This window comes from Streptomyces sp. NPDC001927, from assembly GCF_053594455.1.
This window is the reverse complement of the sequence record NZ_JBSFEN010000007.1, coordinates 284,507-303,348: the sequence shown is the minus strand read 5'-3', so window position 1 is coordinate 303,348 and position 18,842 is coordinate 284,507. Positions and strand designations below refer to the sequence as shown.

Annotated in this window: 13 protein-coding genes; 6 read left to right on the top strand and 7 right to left on the bottom strand. The window is 70.1% G+C overall.

Going from position 1 to position 18,842, the window contains the following annotated elements:
• Positions 1-43: 43 nt before the first annotated feature.
• From ACWCO8_RS21210 to ACWCO8_RS21190, 5 genes are all read right to left on the bottom strand, one after another.
• Positions 44-1,096 carry a PAC2 family protein gene (locus tag ACWCO8_RS21210; protein ID WP_451033506.1) on the bottom strand — a complete coding sequence of 351 codons (1,053 nt, stop codon included), beginning with the start codon at positions 1,094-1,096 and terminating at the stop codon, positions 44-46.
• A gap of 222 nt (positions 1,097-1,318) precedes the next feature.
• The gene (locus ACWCO8_RS21205; protein ID WP_362004430.1) at positions 1,319-2,923 is read right to left on the bottom strand and encodes a glycerol-3-phosphate dehydrogenase/oxidase; all 1,605 of its coding nucleotides are present in this window, start codon (positions 2,921-2,923) and stop codon (positions 1,319-1,321) included.
• 6 nt (positions 2,924-2,929) lie between these two features.
• Complete coding sequence (gene glpK, locus ACWCO8_RS21200; protein WP_451033505.1) at positions 2,930-4,456, bottom strand: glycerol kinase GlpK; 1,527 nt, start codon at positions 4,454-4,456, stop codon at positions 2,930-2,932.
• Between the two features lie 37 nt (positions 4,457-4,493).
• Positions 4,494-5,282, bottom strand: coding sequence for an MIP/aquaporin family protein (locus ACWCO8_RS21195; protein ID WP_392093416.1), 789 nt, complete (start codon positions 5,280-5,282; stop codon positions 4,494-4,496).
• 276 nt (positions 5,283-5,558) lie between these two features.
• Positions 5,559-6,326 carry an IclR family transcriptional regulator gene (locus ACWCO8_RS21190; protein WP_362005096.1) on the bottom strand — a complete coding sequence of 256 codons (768 nt, stop codon included), beginning with the start codon at positions 6,324-6,326 and terminating at the stop codon, positions 5,559-5,561.
• Positions 6,327-6,628: 302 nt separating this feature from the next.
• Between ACWCO8_RS21190 and metH the strand changes: the two genes are divergently transcribed.
• The 4 genes from metH (at position 6,629) to ACWCO8_RS21170 (ending at position 14,670) form a co-directional block, all read left to right on the top strand.
• Positions 6,629-10,156: a methionine synthase gene (gene metH, locus ACWCO8_RS21185; RefSeq protein ID WP_451033504.1), complete on the top strand. Its 3,528-nt coding sequence runs from the start codon at positions 6,629-6,631 to the stop codon at positions 10,154-10,156.
• A 134-nt stretch (positions 10,157-10,290) separates the two neighbouring features.
• A complete protein-coding gene (locus ACWCO8_RS21180; protein ID WP_362004441.1) occupies positions 10,291-10,989 on the top strand; it encodes an HAD family hydrolase in 699 nt (232 codons plus the stop codon).
• Positions 10,990-11,423: 434 nt separating this feature from the next.
• Positions 11,424-13,013, top strand: coding sequence for an ABC transporter substrate-binding protein (locus ACWCO8_RS21175; RefSeq protein WP_362004444.1), 1,590 nt, complete (start codon positions 11,424-11,426; stop codon positions 13,011-13,013).
• Between the two features lie 76 nt (positions 13,014-13,089).
• On the top strand, positions 13,090-14,670 hold the full coding sequence (locus ACWCO8_RS21170; RefSeq protein WP_362004446.1) for an ABC transporter substrate-binding protein: 1,581 nt from the start codon (positions 13,090-13,092) through the stop codon (positions 14,668-14,670).
• A gap of 92 nt (positions 14,671-14,762) precedes the next feature.
• Here ACWCO8_RS21170 and ACWCO8_RS21165 read toward each other — a convergent pair whose 3' ends face one another.
• Positions 14,763-15,434: a response regulator gene (locus ACWCO8_RS21165; RefSeq protein ID WP_137990365.1), complete on the bottom strand. Its 672-nt coding sequence runs from the start codon at positions 15,432-15,434 to the stop codon at positions 14,763-14,765.
• Positions 15,435-15,444: 10 nt separating this feature from the next.
• Complete coding sequence (locus ACWCO8_RS21160) at positions 15,445-16,455, bottom strand: RecB family exonuclease (RefSeq protein ID WP_451033503.1); 1,011 nt, start codon at positions 16,453-16,455, stop codon at positions 15,445-15,447.
• A gap of 241 nt (positions 16,456-16,696) precedes the next feature.
• On the opposite strand from ACWCO8_RS21160, the gene ACWCO8_RS21155 reads away from it, so the two are divergent.
• A complete protein-coding gene (locus ACWCO8_RS21155; RefSeq protein WP_451033635.1) occupies positions 16,697-17,830 on the top strand; it encodes a site-2 protease family protein in 1,134 nt (377 codons plus the stop codon).
• Positions 17,831-17,848: 18 nt separating this feature from the next.
• Positions 17,849-18,736: a tRNA (adenine-N1)-methyltransferase gene (locus ACWCO8_RS21150; protein WP_351792286.1), complete on the top strand. Its 888-nt coding sequence runs from the start codon at positions 17,849-17,851 to the stop codon at positions 18,734-18,736.
• Positions 18,737-18,842: the final 106 nt, after the last annotated feature.

Here is an 18,842-nt window from a genome sequence, read left to right as displayed (position 1 = left end):
GGGGGCCGCACCGTGATCGGTGCGGCCCCCTTTCCCGTACGACTCAGTCCTGGTCGTCGCCTTCGCGGTCCTCGGGAGCGTCCGGCTGGGGAGTCTCGGGCGCGGACTCCGGCCCTGCCTCCGGCGGCGCCTCCGGTCCCGGCTGCTCCGGCTTCGGCGGGCGGGTCCGGCCGCCGCCGGTGTCCCGCAGGTACGAGGTGTCCCCGCCCTCCGTGGCGATGCCCGGTCCCGCCGGCCCCGGACCCTGCCCCGGGCCGCCGTCGCGCCGCCGCAGATAGCGCTCGAACTCCCGGGCGATGGCCTCGCCCGAGGCCTCCGGCAGCTCCGCCGTGTCCCGCGCCTCCTCCAGCGTCTGGACGTACTCCGCCACCTCGCTGTCCTCGGAGGCGAGTTGGTCCACGCCCAGCTGCCAGGCCCGCGCGTCCTCGGGCAGTTCGCCCAGCGGGATGCGCAGGTCGATCAGGTCCTCCAGGCGGTTCAGGAGCGCCAGGGTCGCCTTGGGGTTGGGCGGCTGCGAGACGTAGTGCGGCACGGCGGCCCAGAGGCTGACCGCGGGCACGCCCGCGTGCGTGCAGGCCTCCTGGAGGATCCCGACGATGCCCGTGGGGCCTTCGTACCGGGTCTCCTCCAGGTCCATCGTCCGGGCCAGGTCCGGGTCGGAGGTGACCCCGCTGACCGGGACGGGCCGGGTGTGCGGGGTGTCGCCGAGCAGCGCGCCCAGGATCACCACCATCTCCACGCCCAGCTCATGGGCGAAGCCCAGGATCTCGTTGCAGAACGAGCGCCAGCGCATCGACGGCTCGATCCCGCGCACGAGCACCAGGTCACGCGGCTTCTCGCCGCCGACCCGGACCACGGAGAGTCTGGTCGTCGGCCAGGTGATCTTCCGGGTGCCGTTGTCCAGCCAGACCGTGGGCCGGTTGACCTGGAAGTCGTAGTAGTCCTCGGCGTCGAGCGCCGCGAACACCTCGCCCTTCCATTCCCGGTCCAGGTGGGCGACCGCGGTGGAGGCGGCGTCGCCGGCGTCGTTCCAGCCCTCGAACGCGGCCACCATGACCGGGTCGATCAGCTCGGGTACCCCCTCGAGCTCGATCACCCAGCGCCTCCTTTTCGACGTTGCTGTCGTTCCTGTCTTTCCAGTCGTACGGACCAACCTTACGGCTTTCCGGGGGCCCGTCCGCAGCCCTCGTGCACCACCGAAAGCCGTTCGCGGCCTTGATCGACTACCCAGGAACTGGCCTCGGCACACGGATGCGTAAGGGGCGGCCTCCAGGGAGACCGCCCCTTACACCGAGCCTTACGTCATCAGATCAGCGCGTCACTTGCGCAGCATCTCGTCGACCTTGCCCCGGATCTCGTCCGTCGCGAGGCCCCGGATCGTCAGCGTCGTACGGCGGCGCAGCACGTCGTCCGCCGTCTCGGCCCACTCGTGGTCCCGGGCGTAGGCGACCTGCGCCCAGATCTCCGGCGCGTCCGGGTGGACGCGCTCGCCGAGCGCCGGGTTCTCGTTCGCCATCCGCGCGATGTCGAAGGCGAGCGAACCGTAGTGCGTCGCGAGGTGCTTGGCGGTGTCGGCGGCCATCCGCGGGCCGGGGGCCGGGCCGTCGACGAGCAGCCGGTGCGCGACCGCGTTCGGGTTGGCGATGCCGGGCAGCGGGAGCCGCTTCGGCAGCGTCGACACCGACTCGTAGTCCTCGCCGAGCGGGTGCCCCGGCAGGGACTCCAGCTTCTTCATGACCGTACGGCCGATGTGGCGGAAGGTCGTCCACTTGCCGCCGGCCACCGACAGCATGCCGCCGCGGCCCTCGGTCACGACCGTCTCGCGCTTGGCCTTGGAGGTGTCGCCGGGACCGCCCGGCAGCACCCGCAGCCCCGCGAAGGCGTAGGTGATCAGATCGCGCGAGAGCTGCTGGTCGCGGATGGAGAACGCGGCCTCGTCGAGTATCTGCGCGGTGTCCTTCTCGGTCACCTCGACCTGGCCCGGGTCGCCCTCGTACGCCTCGTCGGTCGTGCCGAGCAGCAGCATGTCCTCCCAGGGGAGGGCGAAGGTGATCCGGTACTTGTCGATCGGGGTCGCGAGCGCGGCCTTCCACGGCGAGGTCCGCTTCAGGACCAGGTGCGCGCCCTTGGAGAGCCGGATGGAGGGCGCCGCGTTCGGGTCCTCCATCTTCCGCAGGTGGTCGACCCACGGGCCGGTCGCGTTCAGCACCAGGCGGGCGGTGACGCCGAACTCCTCACCGCTCGTACGGTCCTTCAGCTCCGCGCCCGTGACCCGGCCGCGGGTGAAGCGCAGCCCGGTGACCTCGGCGTGGTTGAGGACGACGGCGCCGGCCTCGACCGCGGCGCGGACCGTCATCAGCGCCATGCGGGCGTCGTTCATCTGGTCGTCGCCGTACACGGCCACGGCCTTCAGGTTGTCCGTCCGCAGTTCCGGCACGTCCTGCGCGGCCTTGGCGGGGCTGAGCAGGTGCCCGACGCCGTCACCGAAGGCGGAGAGCGCGGAGTACGCGAAGACACCGGCGCCCAGCTTGGCGGCGCCGTGCGGGCCGCCCTTGTAGACGGGCAGGTAGAAGGTGAGCGGGTTGGCGAGGTGCGGCGCGACCTGGCGGGAGACCGCACGACGCTCGAAGTGGTTCTCCGCGACCAGCTTGACCGCGCCGGTCTGCAGGTAGCGCAGTCCGCCGTGGAGCAGCTTGGAGGAGGCGGAGGAGGTGGCGCCGGCGAAGTCGCCGGCGTCCACCAGGGCCACCCGCAGGCCCGACTGCGCGGCGTGCCAGGCGGTGGAGATGCCCAGGATGCCGCCGCCGATCACCAGGAGGTCGTACGTCGCCTTGGAAAGCTGCTCCCGAGTCTCGGCGCGGCTCGGCAGGGAACCGGCAGCCGGTCGCGTCCCCAGGGCGGGGACGCTCTGCAGGGTGGTCATGTCGATCTACTCCTCGTCCTCGATCCAGCCCATGGTCCGCTCGACGGCCTTGAGCCAGCTCTTGTACTCGCTCTCACGCTTGTCGGCGTCCATGCGAGGGGTCCATTCCGCCGCGCGGCGCCAGTTGGCGCGCAGGGCGTCGGTGTCGGGCCAGAAGCCGACGGCCAGGCCGGCGGCGTAGGCGGCACCGAGGCAGGTGGTCTCGGCGACCATCGGGCGCACGACCGGCGCGTCGAGGAAGTCCGAGAGGGTCTGCATCAGCAGGTTGTTGGAGGTCATGCCGCCGTCGACCTTGAGCGCGGTCAGCTCGACGCCGGAGTCCTTCGTCATGGCGTCGGTGATCTCGCGGGTCTGCCAGGCGGTGGCCTCCAGGACGGCACGGGCGATGTGCGCCTTGGTGACGTAGCGGGTGAGGCCGGCGATCACACCGCGGGCGTCGGAGCGCCAGTACGGGGCGAACAGGCCGGAGAAGGCGGGCACGAAGTAGGCGCCGCCGTTGTCCTCGACCGAGGACGCGAGGGTCTCGATCTCGGCGGCGGACTTGATCAGGCCCATCTGGTCGCGCATCCACTGCACCAGCGAACCGGTGACGGCGATCGAGCCCTCCAGGGCGTACACCGGCTTCGCGTCGCCGATCTGGTAGCCGACGGTGGTCAGCAGGCCGCTGTAGGAGTTGATGATCTTGTCGCCGGTGTTCATCAGCATGAACGTGCCGGTGCCGTACGTGGACTTGGCCTCGCCCTCGGCGAAACACGTCTGGCCGAAGAGGGCGGCCTGCTGGTCGCCGAGCGCGGAGGCGACCGGGATGCCGTCGAGGACGCCGCCCTTGACGGTGCCGTACACCTCGGCGGAGGAGCGGATCTCCGGCAGCACGGCGTCCGGGATCTCCATGGACTGCAGGATCTTGTCGTCCCAGGCCATGGTGTGCAGGTTCATCAGCATGGTGCGCGAGGCGTTGGTGACGTCGGTGACGTGGTGGCCGCCGTCGACGCCGCCGGTGAGGTTCCAGATGACCCAGGAGTCCATCGTGCCGAAGAGGATGTCGCCGCGCTCGGCGCGCTCGCGCAGGCCCTCGACGTTGTCGAGCAGCCAGCGGACCTTCGGGCCGGAGAAGTACGAGGCGAGGGGCAGGCCGGTCTCGCGGCGGAAGCGGTCCTGACCGACGTTGCGGCCGAGCTCCTTGCACAGCGCGTCGGTGCGGGTGTCCTGCCAGACGAGGGCGTTGTGGACGGGCTCACCGGTGTTCTTGTCCCAGAGCAGCGTGGTCTCGCGCTGGTTGGTGATGCCGACGGCCTTGACGTCCGCGGCGGTGATGCCGGCCTTGCTGATCGCGCCGGCGACCACTTCCTGGACGTTGGTCCAGATCTCGGAGGCGTCGTGCTCGACCCAGCCCGGCTTCGGGAAGATCTGCTCGTGCTCCTTCTGGTCGACGGAGACGATCCGGCCGTCGGTGTCGAAGACGATGCAGCGGCTGGAGGTGGTGCCCTGGTCGATCGCCGCGATGAAGGGGCCGGCGGTGTGTGCGTCGGTCATGGTGTGCTCCAAGGGAGAAGTCTGGAAGAAGGACGGCTCAGGCGAACGCGATGTTGTAGATACCCGCGGCGATCGCGCCACCCACCAGGGGGCCGACGACCGGGATCCATGCGTAGCCCCAGTCGGAGCCGCCCTTGTTCGGCAGCGGCAGCAGGGCGTGCACGATGCGCGGGCCGAGGTCACGGGCCGGGTTGATGGCGTAACCGGTCGGGCCACCGAGCGAAAGGCCGATGCCGACCACGACGAACGCGGTGATCAGGGCGCCGATGACGCCGAGACCCTTGCCGCTGTCGTTGAGGCCCTGGGTGAGCACCGCGAGGACCAGCACGACCGTGCCGATGATCTCGGTGGCCAGGTTCTGCCAGACCACTCGGACCTCGGGCCCGGTGGAGAAGACGCCGAGCACCGGACCGGCGTTCGGCGCGGCCTTCTGGTCGACCATGCCCTCCTCGTGCGGCGGCGAGGAGATGATCTCCTGGTCCGTGAGGTGGGCCTGGAACTGTCCGTAGTAGGCGATCCACACCAGGACCGCGCCGAGCATGGCGCCGAGCATCTGGCCCGCGAAGTAGACCGGAACGTTGCTCCAGTCCCCGTCCTTGAGGGCGATGCCGACGGTGACGGCCGGGTTCAGGTGGGCACCCGAGAGGGTACCCGTCATGTACACGGCGGTCATGACCGCGAAGCCCCAGCCGAACGTGATGGCGAGCCATCCGGCGTTCTGAGCCTTCGAGCGCTTGAGCACCACGGCGGCGACGACGCCGCCGCCGAGCAGAATGAGTACGGCGGTACCAATGATCTCGCCGATGAAGATGTCGGAGCTGGACACCCGCGACTCCTTTGTCCTTCGTCCAGGGGAAGGCGAACCCCGGGTCCCTCCGGTGGTCCGCGCCCTCCTATGAGGGCGTTGCCGGCCCTTGGCACTGCCACACTCTAGCGCGTATTGCCGGTAGGTGTTCGACAATGCCGACCGATGCACGGAAGTTTTGCCCTCCGGTTAACAGCGCGTCAAGGGCTGGGGGAACGAAAAACCCGCCGATAACTGGATCGTTACCGACGGGTTGATCAGGTATTCCTGCCTGGGCGGACGCCCCGGCTCAGTGGATCAGAAGCGTCCCGCGCCCAGATCGCGGGAGACGGCGCGGGCGCAGTCCCGTACCGCCGCGACGAGTTCGGAGCGCAGCTCGCCGCCGTCGCCGCAGACCCGCTCCACCGCGCCCGTGATCGCCACCGCGCCCACCGGCATCCGGCGCCGGTCGTGGATCGGGGCGGCCACCGACGCCACGCCCTCCCAGGTCTCCTCCACGTCCGCGGCCCAGCCCTTGGCCCGCGTCGTGTCGAGCAGCGTCTCGAACTCCTTCAGGTCGGTGACCGTACGGGGCGTGAAGCCCTCGCGCGGCACCTCCAGGACCTCGCTGTGCGCCACCGGGTCGTACGCCGAGAGGACCTTGCCGAGGGCCGTGGAGTGCAGCGGCTGCATGGCCCCCACCTCCAGGACCTGCCGGCTGTCGTCCGGCCGGAAGACGTGGTGGACGATCAGGACGCCCTGCTGGTGCAGCACGCCCAGGTGGACGCTCTCGCCGCTGGAGCGGGCCAGGTCGTCCGTCCAGACCAGCGCTCGTGCGCGCAGTTCGTGCACGTCCAGATAGCTGTTGCCCAGGCGCAGCAGCTCCGCGCCCAGCTGGTAGCGGCCCGAGGCCGCCTCCTGTTCCACGAAGCCCTCGGCCTGCAGGGTGCGCAGGATGCCGTGGGCCGTGCCCTTGGCCAGGCCCAGGGACGAGGCGATGTCGGAGAGGCCGAGCCGGCGCTCGCCGCCCGCGAGCAGTCGCAGCATCGCCGCCGCCCGTTCAAGCGACTGGATGTTCTTCGCCATCGCCCGGCCTTTCTCCCTGTCCATGTGTCCACGACCCCGGGGTCTCCCCGTGGATCCTGAAGGACAGGATCGCGTGGATCATGCTGTTCGACAATGCTGAACACTATCGGTCGATGCCGACCGAGCGTTACCTACACAGTGTCGGTCATGAACGGGTCCGACCGGGAGTCCCCGGGAGACAGGATGCCGTCCGCCCAGTGGAACGCGATGTCCACCCCGGCGTCCACGCGGTTACGCTGGCCCCGTGCACCCTCCGCCGAGGGTGCAAAGCCGACAGCCGTCGCATCCCAGGGAGCTCATCCATGGCCTCGTCGCCGACCCCTTCCGTTGACAGCCGCACCCGCGCCGCAGCACTCCGCGAGGCACTCGCGACCCGTGTGGTGGTGGCCGACGGAGCCATGGGCACCATGCTCCAGGCCCAGGACCCCAGCCTCGAGGACTTCCAGAACCTCGAGGGCTGCAACGAGATCCTCAACATCACGCGGCCCGACATCGTCCGCTCGGTGCACGAGGAGTACTTCGCCGCCGGCGTCGACTGCGTCGAGACCAACACCTTCGGCGCCAACCACGCGGCCCTGGGGGAGTACGACATCCCCGAGCGGGTGTACGAGCTCTCCGAATCCGGCGCACGGATCGCCCGCGAGGTCGCCGACGAGTTCACCGCCTCCACCGGACAGCAGCGCTGGGTCCTCGGCTCCATGGGCCCCGGCACCAAGCTGCCGACCCTCGGCCACGCCCCCTACACCTTGCTGCGCGACGCCTACCAGCAGAACGCCGAGGGCATGATCGCCGGCGGCGCCGACGCGCTGCTCGTCGAGACCACCCAGGACCTCCTGCAGACCAAGGCCTCCGTCATCGGCGCCCGCCGTGCCCTGGACGCCCTCGGCATCGACGTGCCGCTCATCGTCTCCGTGACCGTCGAGACCACCGGCACCATGCTCCTCGGCTCCGAGATCGGCGCCGCGCTCACCGCGCTCGAACCGCTGGGCATCGACATGATCGGCCTGAACTGCGCCACGGGCCCGGCCGAGATGAGCGAGCACCTGCGCTACCTCGCCCGCCACTCCCGTATCCCGCTCTCCTGCATGCCCAATGCCGGCCTGCCCGTCCTCGGCAAGAACGGCGCGCACTACCCGCTGACCGCCACCGAGCTCGCCGACGCCCAGGAGACCTTCGTCCGCGAGTACGGACTCTCCCTCATCGGCGGCTGCTGCGGTACGACCCCGGAGCACCTGCGCCAGGTCGTCGAGCGGGTCCGCGACCTCACGCCCACCGTCCGCGACCCGCGCCCCGAGCCCGGCGCCGCCTCGCTCTACCAGACGGTCCCGTTCCGCCAGGACACCTCGTACATGGCGATCGGCGAGCGCACCAACGCCAACGGCTCCAAGAAGTTCCGCGAGGCCATGCTGGAGGGCCGCTGGGACGACTGCGTCGAGATGGCCCGTGACCAGATCCGCGAGGGCGCGCACATGCTCGACCTCTGCGTCGACTACGTCGGCCGGGACGGCGTCGCCGACATGGAGGAGCTGGCCGGCCGCTTCGCGACCGCCTCCACCCTGCCGATCGTCCTCGACTCCACCGAGGTCGACGTCCTCCAGGCGGGCCTGGAGAAGCTCGGCGGCCGCGCCGTCATCAACTCCGTCAACTACGAGGACGGCGACGGTCCGGAGTCGCGGTTCGCGAAGGTCACCCGGCTGGCCCAGGAGCACGGCGCCGCGCTCATCGCGCTCACCATCGACGAGGAGGGCCAGGCCCGCACCGTCGAGAACAAGGTCGCCATCGCCGAGCGGATCATCGACGACCTGACCGGCAACTGGGGCATCCACGAGTCGGACATCCTCATCGACACCCTCACCTTCACCATCTGCACCGGGCAGGAGGAGTCCCGCAAGGACGGCATCGCCACCATCGAGGCCATCCGCGAACTCAAGCGCCGCCACCCGGACGTCCAGACCACGCTCGGCCTGTCCAACATCTCCTTCGGCCTCAACCCGGCCGCCCGCATCCTGCTGAACTCCGTCTTCCTCGACGAGTGCGTCAAGGCGGGCCTCGACTCGGCGATCGTGCACGCCTCCAAGATCCTGCCGATCGCCCGCTTCGACGACGAGCAGGTCACCACCGCGCTCGACCTGATCTACGACCGGCGACGCGCCCAGCAGGGGGACGAACCGGCCTACGACCCGCTGCAGAAGCTGATGGCGCTCTTCGAGGGCGCCACCACCAAGTCCCTGAAGGCCGGCAAGGCCGAGGAACTCCTCGCCCTGCCCCTGGAGGAGCGCCTCAAGCGCCGCATCATCGACGGCGAGAAGAACGGCCTTGAGGCCGACCTCGCCGAGGCCCTCCAGGAGCGCCCCGCCCTCGACATCGTCAACGAGACCCTCCTCGACGGCATGAAGGTCGTCGGCGAGCTCTTCGGCTCGGGCCAGATGCAGCTGCCCTTCGTGCTCCAGTCCGCCGAGGTCATGAAGACGGCCGTCGCCTACCTCGAACCGCACATGGAGAAGACGGACGCCGACGGCAAGGGCACGATCGTCCTCGCCACCGTGCGCGGCGACGTCCACGACATCGGCAAGAACCTCGTCGACATCATCCTGTCCAACAACGGCTACAACGTCGTCAACCTCGGCATCAAGCAGCCGGTCTCCGCGATCCTGGAGGCCGCCGAGGAGCACAGCGCCGACGTCATCGGCATGTCCGGTCTGCTGGTCAAGTCCACGGTGATCATGAAGGAGAACCTGGAGGAGCTCAACCAGCGCGAGCTGGCCGCCAAGTACCCCGTGATCCTCGGCGGCGCCGCGCTCACCCGCGCCTACGTCGAGCAGGACCTGCACGAGATCTACCAGGGCGAGGTCCGCTACGCCCGGGACGCCTTCGAGGGCCTGCGGCTCATGGACGCGCTCATCGCCGTCAAGCGCGGCGTCCCCGGCGCCACCCTGCCCGAGCTCAAGCAGCGCCGGGTCGCGAAGCGCGACACGCCCGTCCTGCAGGTGGAGGAGCCGGAGCCGGGCGGCCGCTCCGACGTCGCCGTCGACAACCCGGTCCCCAGCCCGCCGTTCTGGGGCACCCGCGTCGTCAAGGGCATCCCGCTGAAGGACTACGCGTCCTGGCTGGACGAGGGCGCCCTGTTCAAGGGCCAGTGGGGGCTGAAGCAGGCCCGCGCGGGCGGCGCGACGTACGAGGAACTGGTCGAGACCGAGGGCCGGCCCCGGCTGCGCGGCCTCCTGGACAAGCTGCACACCGAGAACCTCCTGGAAGCCGCCGTGGTCTACGGCTACTTCCCGTGCGTGTCCAAGGGCGACGACCTGATCATCCTCGACGAGGCCGGTAACGAGCGGACCCGCTTCACCTTCCCGCGCCAGCGCCGCGGCCGCCGCCTCTGCCTCGCGGACTTCTTCCGCCCCGAGGAGTCCGGCGAGACCGATGTCGTCGGCCTCCAGGTCGTCACCGTCGGCTCGAAGATCGGCGAGGCCACGGCCAAGCTGTTCGCCTCCGACTCCTACCGCGAGTACCTGGAGCTCCACGGCCTGTCCGTGCAGCTCGCCGAGGCCATGGCCGAGTACTGGCACGCCCGGGTCCGCGCCGAGCTCGGCTTCGCGGGCGAGGACCCCTCCGACGTCGAGGACATGTTCGCGCTCAAGTACCGGGGCGCGCGCTTCTCCCTCGGCTACGGAGCGTGCCCGGACCTGGAGGACCGGGCGAAGATCGCGGACCTGCTCCAGCCGGAGCGGATCGGCGTCCACCTCTCGGAGGAGTTCCAGCTCCACCCCGAGCAGTCCACGGACGCCATCGTGATCCACCACCCCGAGGCGAAGTACTTCAACGCGCGGTAACCCCCGCCCCGGGAGTAAATCAGCGCACCTCGCGTCCTACGGACGTACACTGGTCGGTCCAGTGCAGGCCGGTCACCCACCCCCGTACCGGGGAGGGTGACCGGCCTTCTCGTCCCTCCATGGAGGTGTGCCGGATGACCAGTACGGTCCCCGCGTCCCTTGTCCGCGCCAACGGAAGCTCCGCGCTGCAAGCGGTCTTCCTCGACATGGACGGGACCCTGGTCGACACCGAGGGCTTCTGGTGGGACGCGGAGGTGGAGGTCTTCGCCGACCTCGGACACCGGCTGGACGAGTCCTGGCGCGACATCGTCGTCGGCGGCCCCATGACCCGCAGCGCGGGCTACCTCATCGAGGCCACCGGCGCCGACATCACCCTCGCCGAGCTCACCGTCCTGCTCAACGAGAAGTTCGAGCACCGCATCGGCCGGGGCGTCCCGCTGATGCCCGGCGCCGAGCGGCTCCTCGCCGAGCTGACCCGGCACAACATCCCGACCGCCCTGGTCTCCGCCTCGCACCGCCGCATCATCGACCGGATCCTCGCCTCCCTGGGCCGCGACCGCTTCGCGCTCACCGTGGCCGGCGACGAGGTGGAGCGCACCAAGCCGCACCCCGAGCCCTACCTCACGGCGGCGATCGGCGTCGGCGCGGAGCCGGCCCTGTGCGCCGTCATCGAGGACACCGCGACGGGCGTCGCGGCCGCCGAGGCGGCGGGCTGCCGGGTCGTCGCCGTGCCCTCCGTCGCCCCGATCGCCCCCTCCCCGGGGCGGGTCGTGGTCCGTTCCCTGGAGGACGTGGACGTGCCCTTCCTGCGCACGCTGATCACCGGCCCCTGAGCGGCCCCCCGAGCAGAGAGGCGGCCGCCCGCGGTACGGACCACGCGCGTGACCTTCGTCACGCAGCGTGCCGGACCCCGGGCGGCTGTCTCGCGTCCGATATCCGTAATGCCGGGATTGCGGCTCGACGTCTGTCCCGATTCGCGCCTTCCTTGCTCATTCATACCCGCGCATGACTATCGAGCCCCCCGTATTCATGATCACTATCCGCATCCGAGGCGGGCCTGCGGCGGTCGGCCGCCACGGCCGCTCGCACTAATCTTTCGCGAGTACTTCGCCGCGCCTTTCCGCGCTCCGGCGGCCCATCCAAGTCGCCGCGAACACAGGACCGATCGCTCACCATCCCGGCCCGATCGCCCGCCCCGACCGGGCGGAAGCGGTGGAGTGTCCGTACACGCCTGTATCCCAGTGCCGGATGAGGAGAAAGTCCCCTGATGCGCCGCAAGACCCTGGCCCTGCCGGCCGTAGCCGGCCTGCTCGCCCCCCTGCTCACCGCCTGCGGCGGTGCGGACGAGTCCAGAGCCATCGTCGTCGGCACCACGGACCAGTTCGTCGCCACCAGCGACGCCCCCGCCCCCCTCGACCCGGCCTTCGCCTACGACACGGGTACCTGGAACATCCTCCGGCAGACCGTGCAGACCCTGATGCACGTACCGCGCGGCGGCGGCGAGCCCGTCCCCGAGGCCGCCCAGAGCTGCTCCTTCAGCGACCGGGTCAGCGAGAGCTACCGCTGCACGCTCCGCGAAGGCCTCACCTTCGCCGACGGCACGCCGCTGACCGCCGCCGACGTCAAGTTCTCCGTCGAGCGCGTCCTCGCGATCAAGTCCGACAACGGAACCGCCGCCCTCCTCGCCAACATCGACACCGTCGAGACCAACGGCGAGCGCGACATCGTCTTCCACCTCAAGGCGCCCGACGCGACCTTCCCGTACAAGCTCTCCACCCCGGTCGCCGGCATCCTCAGCAAGGACAAGTACGACGGCAAGAAGCTCCGCGACGGCTTCGACGTCGACGGCTCCGGCCCGTACACCATGAAGACCGAGCGCGACGGCGACCGTTTCGTCAAGGCCGTCTTCACCAAGAACCCCGCGTACAAGGGCGACATCAAGCTCCGCAACGACAAGGTCGAGCTGCGCTCCTTCGCCGACGCCGACTCCATGGGCCAGGCCCTGGAGAAGAGCGACATCGACATGATGACCCGCGCCATGTCGCTCGAGCAGGTCAAGACGCTCACCGAGAAGCCCAAGGACGGCATCGACCTCACCGAGGTCCCCGGCCTGGAGATCCGCTACCTCGCCTTCGACACCGACGCCCCGTCCGTCAAGGACAAGGCCGTCCGGCAGGCCATCGCCGCCGTCGTCGACCGTGGCGCGATCGTCAACGCCGTCTACGGCCCCACCGCCCAGCCGCTCTACTCGCTGATCCCCTCCAGCGTCACCGGCCACTCCACGGCCTTCTTCGACGCCTACGGCGAGCCCAGCAAGAGCCGGGCCGCCGGCATCCTGGGCAAGGCCGGCATCACCGACCCGGTCGCGCTCACCCTGCACTACACCACCGACCACTACGGCTCCGGCACCAAGCAGGAGTTCGAGGCGCTGCGCGACCAGCTCAACGCCACCGGACTCTTCAAGGTCACCGTCGAGGGCAGCGAGTGGTCCACCTTCCGGCCCGCGCAGAAGCGCGGCGACTTCCCCGTCTACGGCCTCGGCTGGTTCCCCGACTTCCCCGACCCGGACAACTACGTCGCCCCCTTCCTCGACGCCGACAACTTCCTCAACACCCCCTACGTCAACGCCTCGGTACGGGACCAGCTGATCCCGCGCTCGCGCCGCTCGGCCGACCGCACCGCCGCCGGCCCCGTCTTCGGACAGATCCAGAAGATCGTCGCCCAGGACGTCCCCGTCCTGCCGCTCTGGCAGGGCAAGCAGTACGTCGCCGCCCGCGACGACGTGACCGGCGTCGAATGGGCGCTGAACACCTCCTCCGACCTGCTCCTGTGGGAGCTGGCCCGCAGGAACGCCTGACCCCTCCACCCAGTTCGGCTCCACCGGCCGCGCACCCGCGCGCGACGGTCCGGCAAGAGATCAAGAGGCACGTTCTGTGAAGCACAACAAGTGGCTGACGGCACCCCTTGCCGCGGGCCTGTCCGCCGCGCTGCTCAGCGGCTGCGGAACCCAGCAGGGTGGCGGCGCCGGCGCCGGCTCCAACGTCCTCGTCGGCATGTCCGACGAGGTCATGGCCACCGACCCGGCCGCCGGTTACGACCCCGGCTCCTGGCTGCTGTTCAACAACGTCTTCCAGTCCCTGCTCGCCTTCCCCAAGGGCGGCACCGAGCCCCAGCCGGAAGCCGCCGAGAAGTGCGGCTTCGAGGGCGGCAGCACGGTCTACCGCTGCACCCTGCGCGAGGGCCTGAAGTTCTCCAACGGGAACCCGCTGACCTCCAAGGACGTCAAGTTCTCCTTCGACCGGGCGCTGAAGATCGACGATCCGGCCGGACCGGCGCCGCTGCTCTCCTCGATCAAGTCCATCGAGGCCCCCGACGACAAGACCGTGGTCTTCCGGCTCAAGACCCCCGACGCGACCTTCCCGAGCAAGATCGCCTCCGGTGCCGGCTCCATCGTCGACCACCGCGAGTACTCCGAGGACGCGCTGCGCACCGACGGCAAGGCCGTCGGCTCCGGCCCGTACAAGCTCGAGTCCATCAGCGAGACCGAGGCCGTCTTCTCCGTCAACGGCGGCTACACCGGCAGCGCCAAGGCGCAGAATGGCGGCGTCACCCTCAAGCTGTACGGCGGCGACCGCGCCGCCCTCTCCAAGGCGCTGTCCGCGGGCGACATCGACATCGCCTACCGAGGCCTCGCCGCCGACGACATCGCCGCCCTCGAGGCCTCCGCGAGCACCGACGACAAGGGTGTCGAGGTCGTCCAGGGCACCAGCGCCGAGGTCCAGCACCTCGTCTTCAACGTCAAGGACCCGGTCGTCGGCAAGCTCGGCGTCCGCCAGGCCATCGCCCACCTCGTGGACCGCGAGGCGCTCGTCCAGAACGTCTACAAGTCGACTGCCACGCCGCTGTACTCGATCGTCCCCGCGGGCGTCGCCGGCCACAACACCGCCTTCATCGACACCTACGGCGACCGCCCCGACGCCGCCAAGGCCAAGAAGGCGCTCCGCAAGGCCGGCATCACCGACAAGGTGAAGCTGACCCTCTGGTCCACGCCCAGCCGCTACGGCCCCTCGACCGACCAGGAACTCAAGGCGATAGCCGAGCAGCTCAACACCAGCGGCCTGTTCGAGGCCGAGGTGAAGTCCGTCGAGTTCGAGCAGTACGAGAAGGACATCGCGGCCGGCAAGTACGGCGTCTACGTCAAGGGCTGGGTGCCCGACTACCCGGACGCCGACAACTTCACCGCGCCGTTCTTCGGCGAGGGCAACGTCCTCGACAACAACTACACCAACGCCACCATCACCGGCAGCCTCCTGCCGAAGACCTCCGCCGCGGCCGACCGCACCAGCACGGACCTGGACTTCGGCAAGATCCAGGACCTGGTGGCCGAGGAGCTGCCGCTCCTGCCGCTCTGGCAGGGCAAGCAGTACGCCGTCGCCCGGGACGGCGTCACGGGCCTCGACTGGACCCTCGACGCCTCCACCGTCTTCCGCTTCTGGGAGCTGAAGAAGAGCTGACCCCGCTCCCACGGCGAAGGGGCCCGGCGCGCGACACGCGCGCCGGGCCCCTTGCTTCGGTTTCGGGTTCGGTTCGGGTTCCGTTTCGGCGCCTACTGCGCCCCGGGGCGCACCAGACCGCTCTCGTACGCGTAGACCGCCGCCTGGACCCGGTCCCGCAGCCCCAGCTTCGTCAGCACATGGCCGACATGCGTCTTCACGGTCGTCTCGCTGACGAACAGATCCGCCGCGATCTCCGCGTTCGACAGTCCACGGGCCACCAGCTTCAACACCTCGACCTCACGCTCGGTCAGTGTGTTCAGGGTGTCCGGGACCTGCTCGTCGCCCGAGGGCAGATGCGCCGAGTACTTGTCGAGCAGCCGGCGCGTGATCGACGGCGCCAGCATCGCCTCGCCCGCCGCCACCACCCGGATCGCCTGCACCAGTTCGTTCGCCGGCGCGTCCTTCAGCAGGAAGCCACTGGCCCCCGCCCGCAGCGCCTCCACCACGTACTCGTCCAGGTCGAACGTCGTCAGCACCAGGACCTTCGCCGGACCGTCCCGGCCCGGACCCGTGATCTGCCGCGTGGCCTCGACGCCGTCCATCCGCGGCATCCGGATGTCCATCAGCACCACATCGGGCTGCAACGCCCGTACCTGGTCCAGCGCCTGCAGGCCGTCCCCGGCCTCGCCGACGACCGCGATGTCCTGCTCCGCCTCCAGAATCATCCGGAAACCGGTGCGCAGCAGCGGCTGGTCATCGACCAGTAGGACGCGGATAGCCACGAGAACTCCTTCACGGCGCGGGCTGGACCGGCCCCATTCTGCCCTGCCCCGAATCGTCCGACTCCGGCGGGCGCGCGGAAACGATCTCCGCCCGGATCTCCCCGCCGCCCTCGGTCCGGATCTCCGCGCCGCTGTCCGTCGGGATCTCCGAGCCGCTCTCCGTCCTGATCTCCCCGCCGTCCGCCCGCCGGATCTCCAGCGGATACACCGGGGGAGTCCCACCGAACTCCGGGCAGACCGCCTGGTGGTCGCACCAGCCGCACAGCTTCGTCGGCCGGGGCCGCCACTCACCGGTCTCCGTCGCCAGCCGGATCGCCTCCCACAGCGCCAGCAGCTTCCGCTCCACCCGCAGCAGGTCCGCCTCCACCGGGTCGTACGTCAGCACATCCCCACTGCCGAGGTACACCAGCTGCAGCCGGCGGGGCACCACCTGCTTCAGCCGCCACACCACCAGCGCGTAGAACTTCATCTGGAACAGCGCGCCCTCGCTGTACTCCGGCCGCGGCGCCTTCCCCGTCTTGTAGTCGACGATGCGCACCTCGCCCGTCGGCGCCACGTCCACCCGGTCGATCACCCCGCGCAGCCGCAGCCCCGACTCCAGCTCCGTCTCCACGAAGAGCTCACGCTCCGCCGGCTCCAGGCGCGTCGGATCCTCCAGCGTGAACCAGCGCTCCACCAGCTGCTCGGCCTGGACCAGCCAGCCCGCCAGACGCTCCCCCTCCGCGTCCTCCTCGAACAGCTCGGCCAGCTCCGGCTTGGACTCCAGAAGCCGGTCCCACTGCCCCGGAATCAGCGCCTTCGCCCGCGGCGCCGTCCGCTCCACCGCGGGATGATCGAAAAGCCGCTCCAGAACCGCGTGCACCAGCGTGCCCCGCGTCGCCGCCTCGCTCGGCTTCTCCGGCAACCGGTCGATCACCCGGAACCGGTACAGCAGGGGACACTGCATGAAGTCGCTCGCCCGGGAAGGCGACAACGACATGGGCGCCCTGGGTCCCACCGCCGGCTGCTCGCTCGTACTCATGACACAGACCCTACGACCCGCCACCGACAGCGAGCCGAATACCATCGACGCCAGACCCCGTCACGCTGCATGATCGAAGAGTGACGCACGACAGGGGTCGAGCGGAAGGCAACGAGAGGAACCCGTGAACCAGGACGACGAGCGCGGCGAGAACCAGCGGCCGCGGTCCGGCGACGCGGAACCGCCGCCCGGCGCCGACTCCGGCAAACGGCGCGGCGAGGAACCCGGCGGAGGGATCCTCATGGGCCGCCCCTTCGGCGTGCCCGTCTACGTCGCCCCCAGCTGGTTCCTGGTCGCCGCCCTCATCACCTGGGTTTTCGGCGACCAGATCCAGCGCGTCCTGCCCGACCTGGGCGCCGCCCGCTATCTCGTCTCCCTCTTCTTCGCCATCGCCTTCTACGCCTCCGTGCTCGTCCATGAACTGGCGCACACCATCGCCGCGCTCCGTTTCAAGCTCCCGGTGCGCCGTATCCAGCTCCAGTTCTTCGGCGGTGTCTCCGAGATCGAGAAGGAGACCGAGACCCCGGGCCGCGAGTTCGTCCTCGCCTTCGTCGGCCCGCTGCTCTCCCTCGTCCTCGCCGGCGTCTTCTACCTCTCGATGTACGCCGTCGAGCCCGGCACCGTCCCCGGTGTCCTCCTCGCCGGCCTGATGATCTCCAACCTCATCGTCGCGATCTTCAACCTGCTGCCAGGACTGCCCCTCGACGGCGGCCGCATGCTCCGCGCCGTCGTCTGGAAGATCACCGGCAAGCCGATGAGCGGCACCATCGCCGCCGCCTGGGTCGGCCGCGCTCTCGCCGTCGCCGTCCTCATCGGCCTCCCCCTGCTCACCCGCACCGGTCTCCTCGGCAACTCCACCGACGACATCAGCGGCATGGACACCGTCACCGACGCCCTCCTCGCCGCGATCCTCGCCGCCATCATCTGGACCGGCGCGGGCAACAGCCTCCGCATGGCCCGCCTGCGCGAACACCTCCCGGAGCTCCGCGCCCGCACCCTCACCCGGCGCGCCATCCCCGTCGAACCCGCCACCCCCCTCTCCGAGGCCCTGCGCCGCGCCAACGAAGCAGGAGCCCGCGCCCTCGTCGTCATCGACGGCCAGGGCAACCCCACCGGTCTCGTCCGCGAGAGCGCCATCGCCGGCGTCCCCCAGCACCGCCGCCCCTGGGTCGCCATCAGCACCCTCGCCCAGGACCTCACCGACGGCATGCGGGTCCCCGCCGAACTCACCGGGCAGCCCCTCCTCGACCACCTCCGCGCCAGCCCCGCCACCGAATACCTGGTCGTCGAGGACACCGGCGAGATCTACGGAGTCCTCTCCACCGCCGACGTGGAACGCGCCTTCGTCAAGGCCATGGCAAGACCCTCCGCATAACCCCGGTACTCTGGTCACATGTCCGAACCGACCGGTGCCGCCCGCCGTCGCGGGCCCTTCAAGGTCGGGGACCAGGTCCAGCTCACCGACCCCAAGGGACGCCACTACACGTTCACGCTCGAGGCCGGGAAGAACTTCCACACCCACAAGGGTTCCTTCCCCCACGACGAGCTGATCGGTGCTCCCGAGGGCAGTGTTGTCCGTACCACGGGAAACGTCGCCTACCTCGCGCTGCGCCCCCTGCTCCCCGACTACGTCCTGTCCATGCCCCGCGGCGCCGCCGTGGTCTACCCCAAGGACGCGGGGCAGATCCTGGCATTCGCCGACATCTTCCCCGGCGCCCGCGTCGTGGAAGCCGGCGTCGGATCGGGCTCTCTCAGCAGCTTCCTCCTGCGCGCCATCGGAGACAGCGGCATGCTGCACTCCTACGAGCGCCGTGAGGACTTCGCCGAGATCGCCAAGGGCAACGTCGAGCGGTACTTCGGCGGTCCGCACCCCGCGTGGCAGCTGACCGTCGGCGACCTCCAGGACAACCTGTCCGACACCGAGGTCGACCGCGTCATCCTGGACATGCTCGCCCCCTGGGAGTGCCTGGAGGCCGTCTCCAAGGCCCTCGTCCCCGGCGGCATCCTCTGCTGCTACGTGGCGACCACCACCCAGCTCGCGCGCACCGTGGAATCCATCCGCGAGTTCGGCTGCTACGCCGAACCGCAGCCCTGGGAATCCATGATCCGCAACTGGCACGTGGAGGGCCTGGCCGTCCGCCCCGACCACCGCATGATCGGGCACACCGGCTTCCTCGTCACCGCCCGGCGCCTCGCCGACGGTGTCGAGCCCCCCATGCGCCGCCGTCGCCCCGCCAAGGGCGCCTACGGCGAGGACTACGAAGGCCCCAACAAGGGCTGACGCCCCGACAACGAACGCGTGCCGCCGTCGAGTTCCGGCCCCAGGGCAGGGAACTCGACGGCGGCACCTTCACGTTCGGCATCTTTGCGGTACACCCCGCACCCCA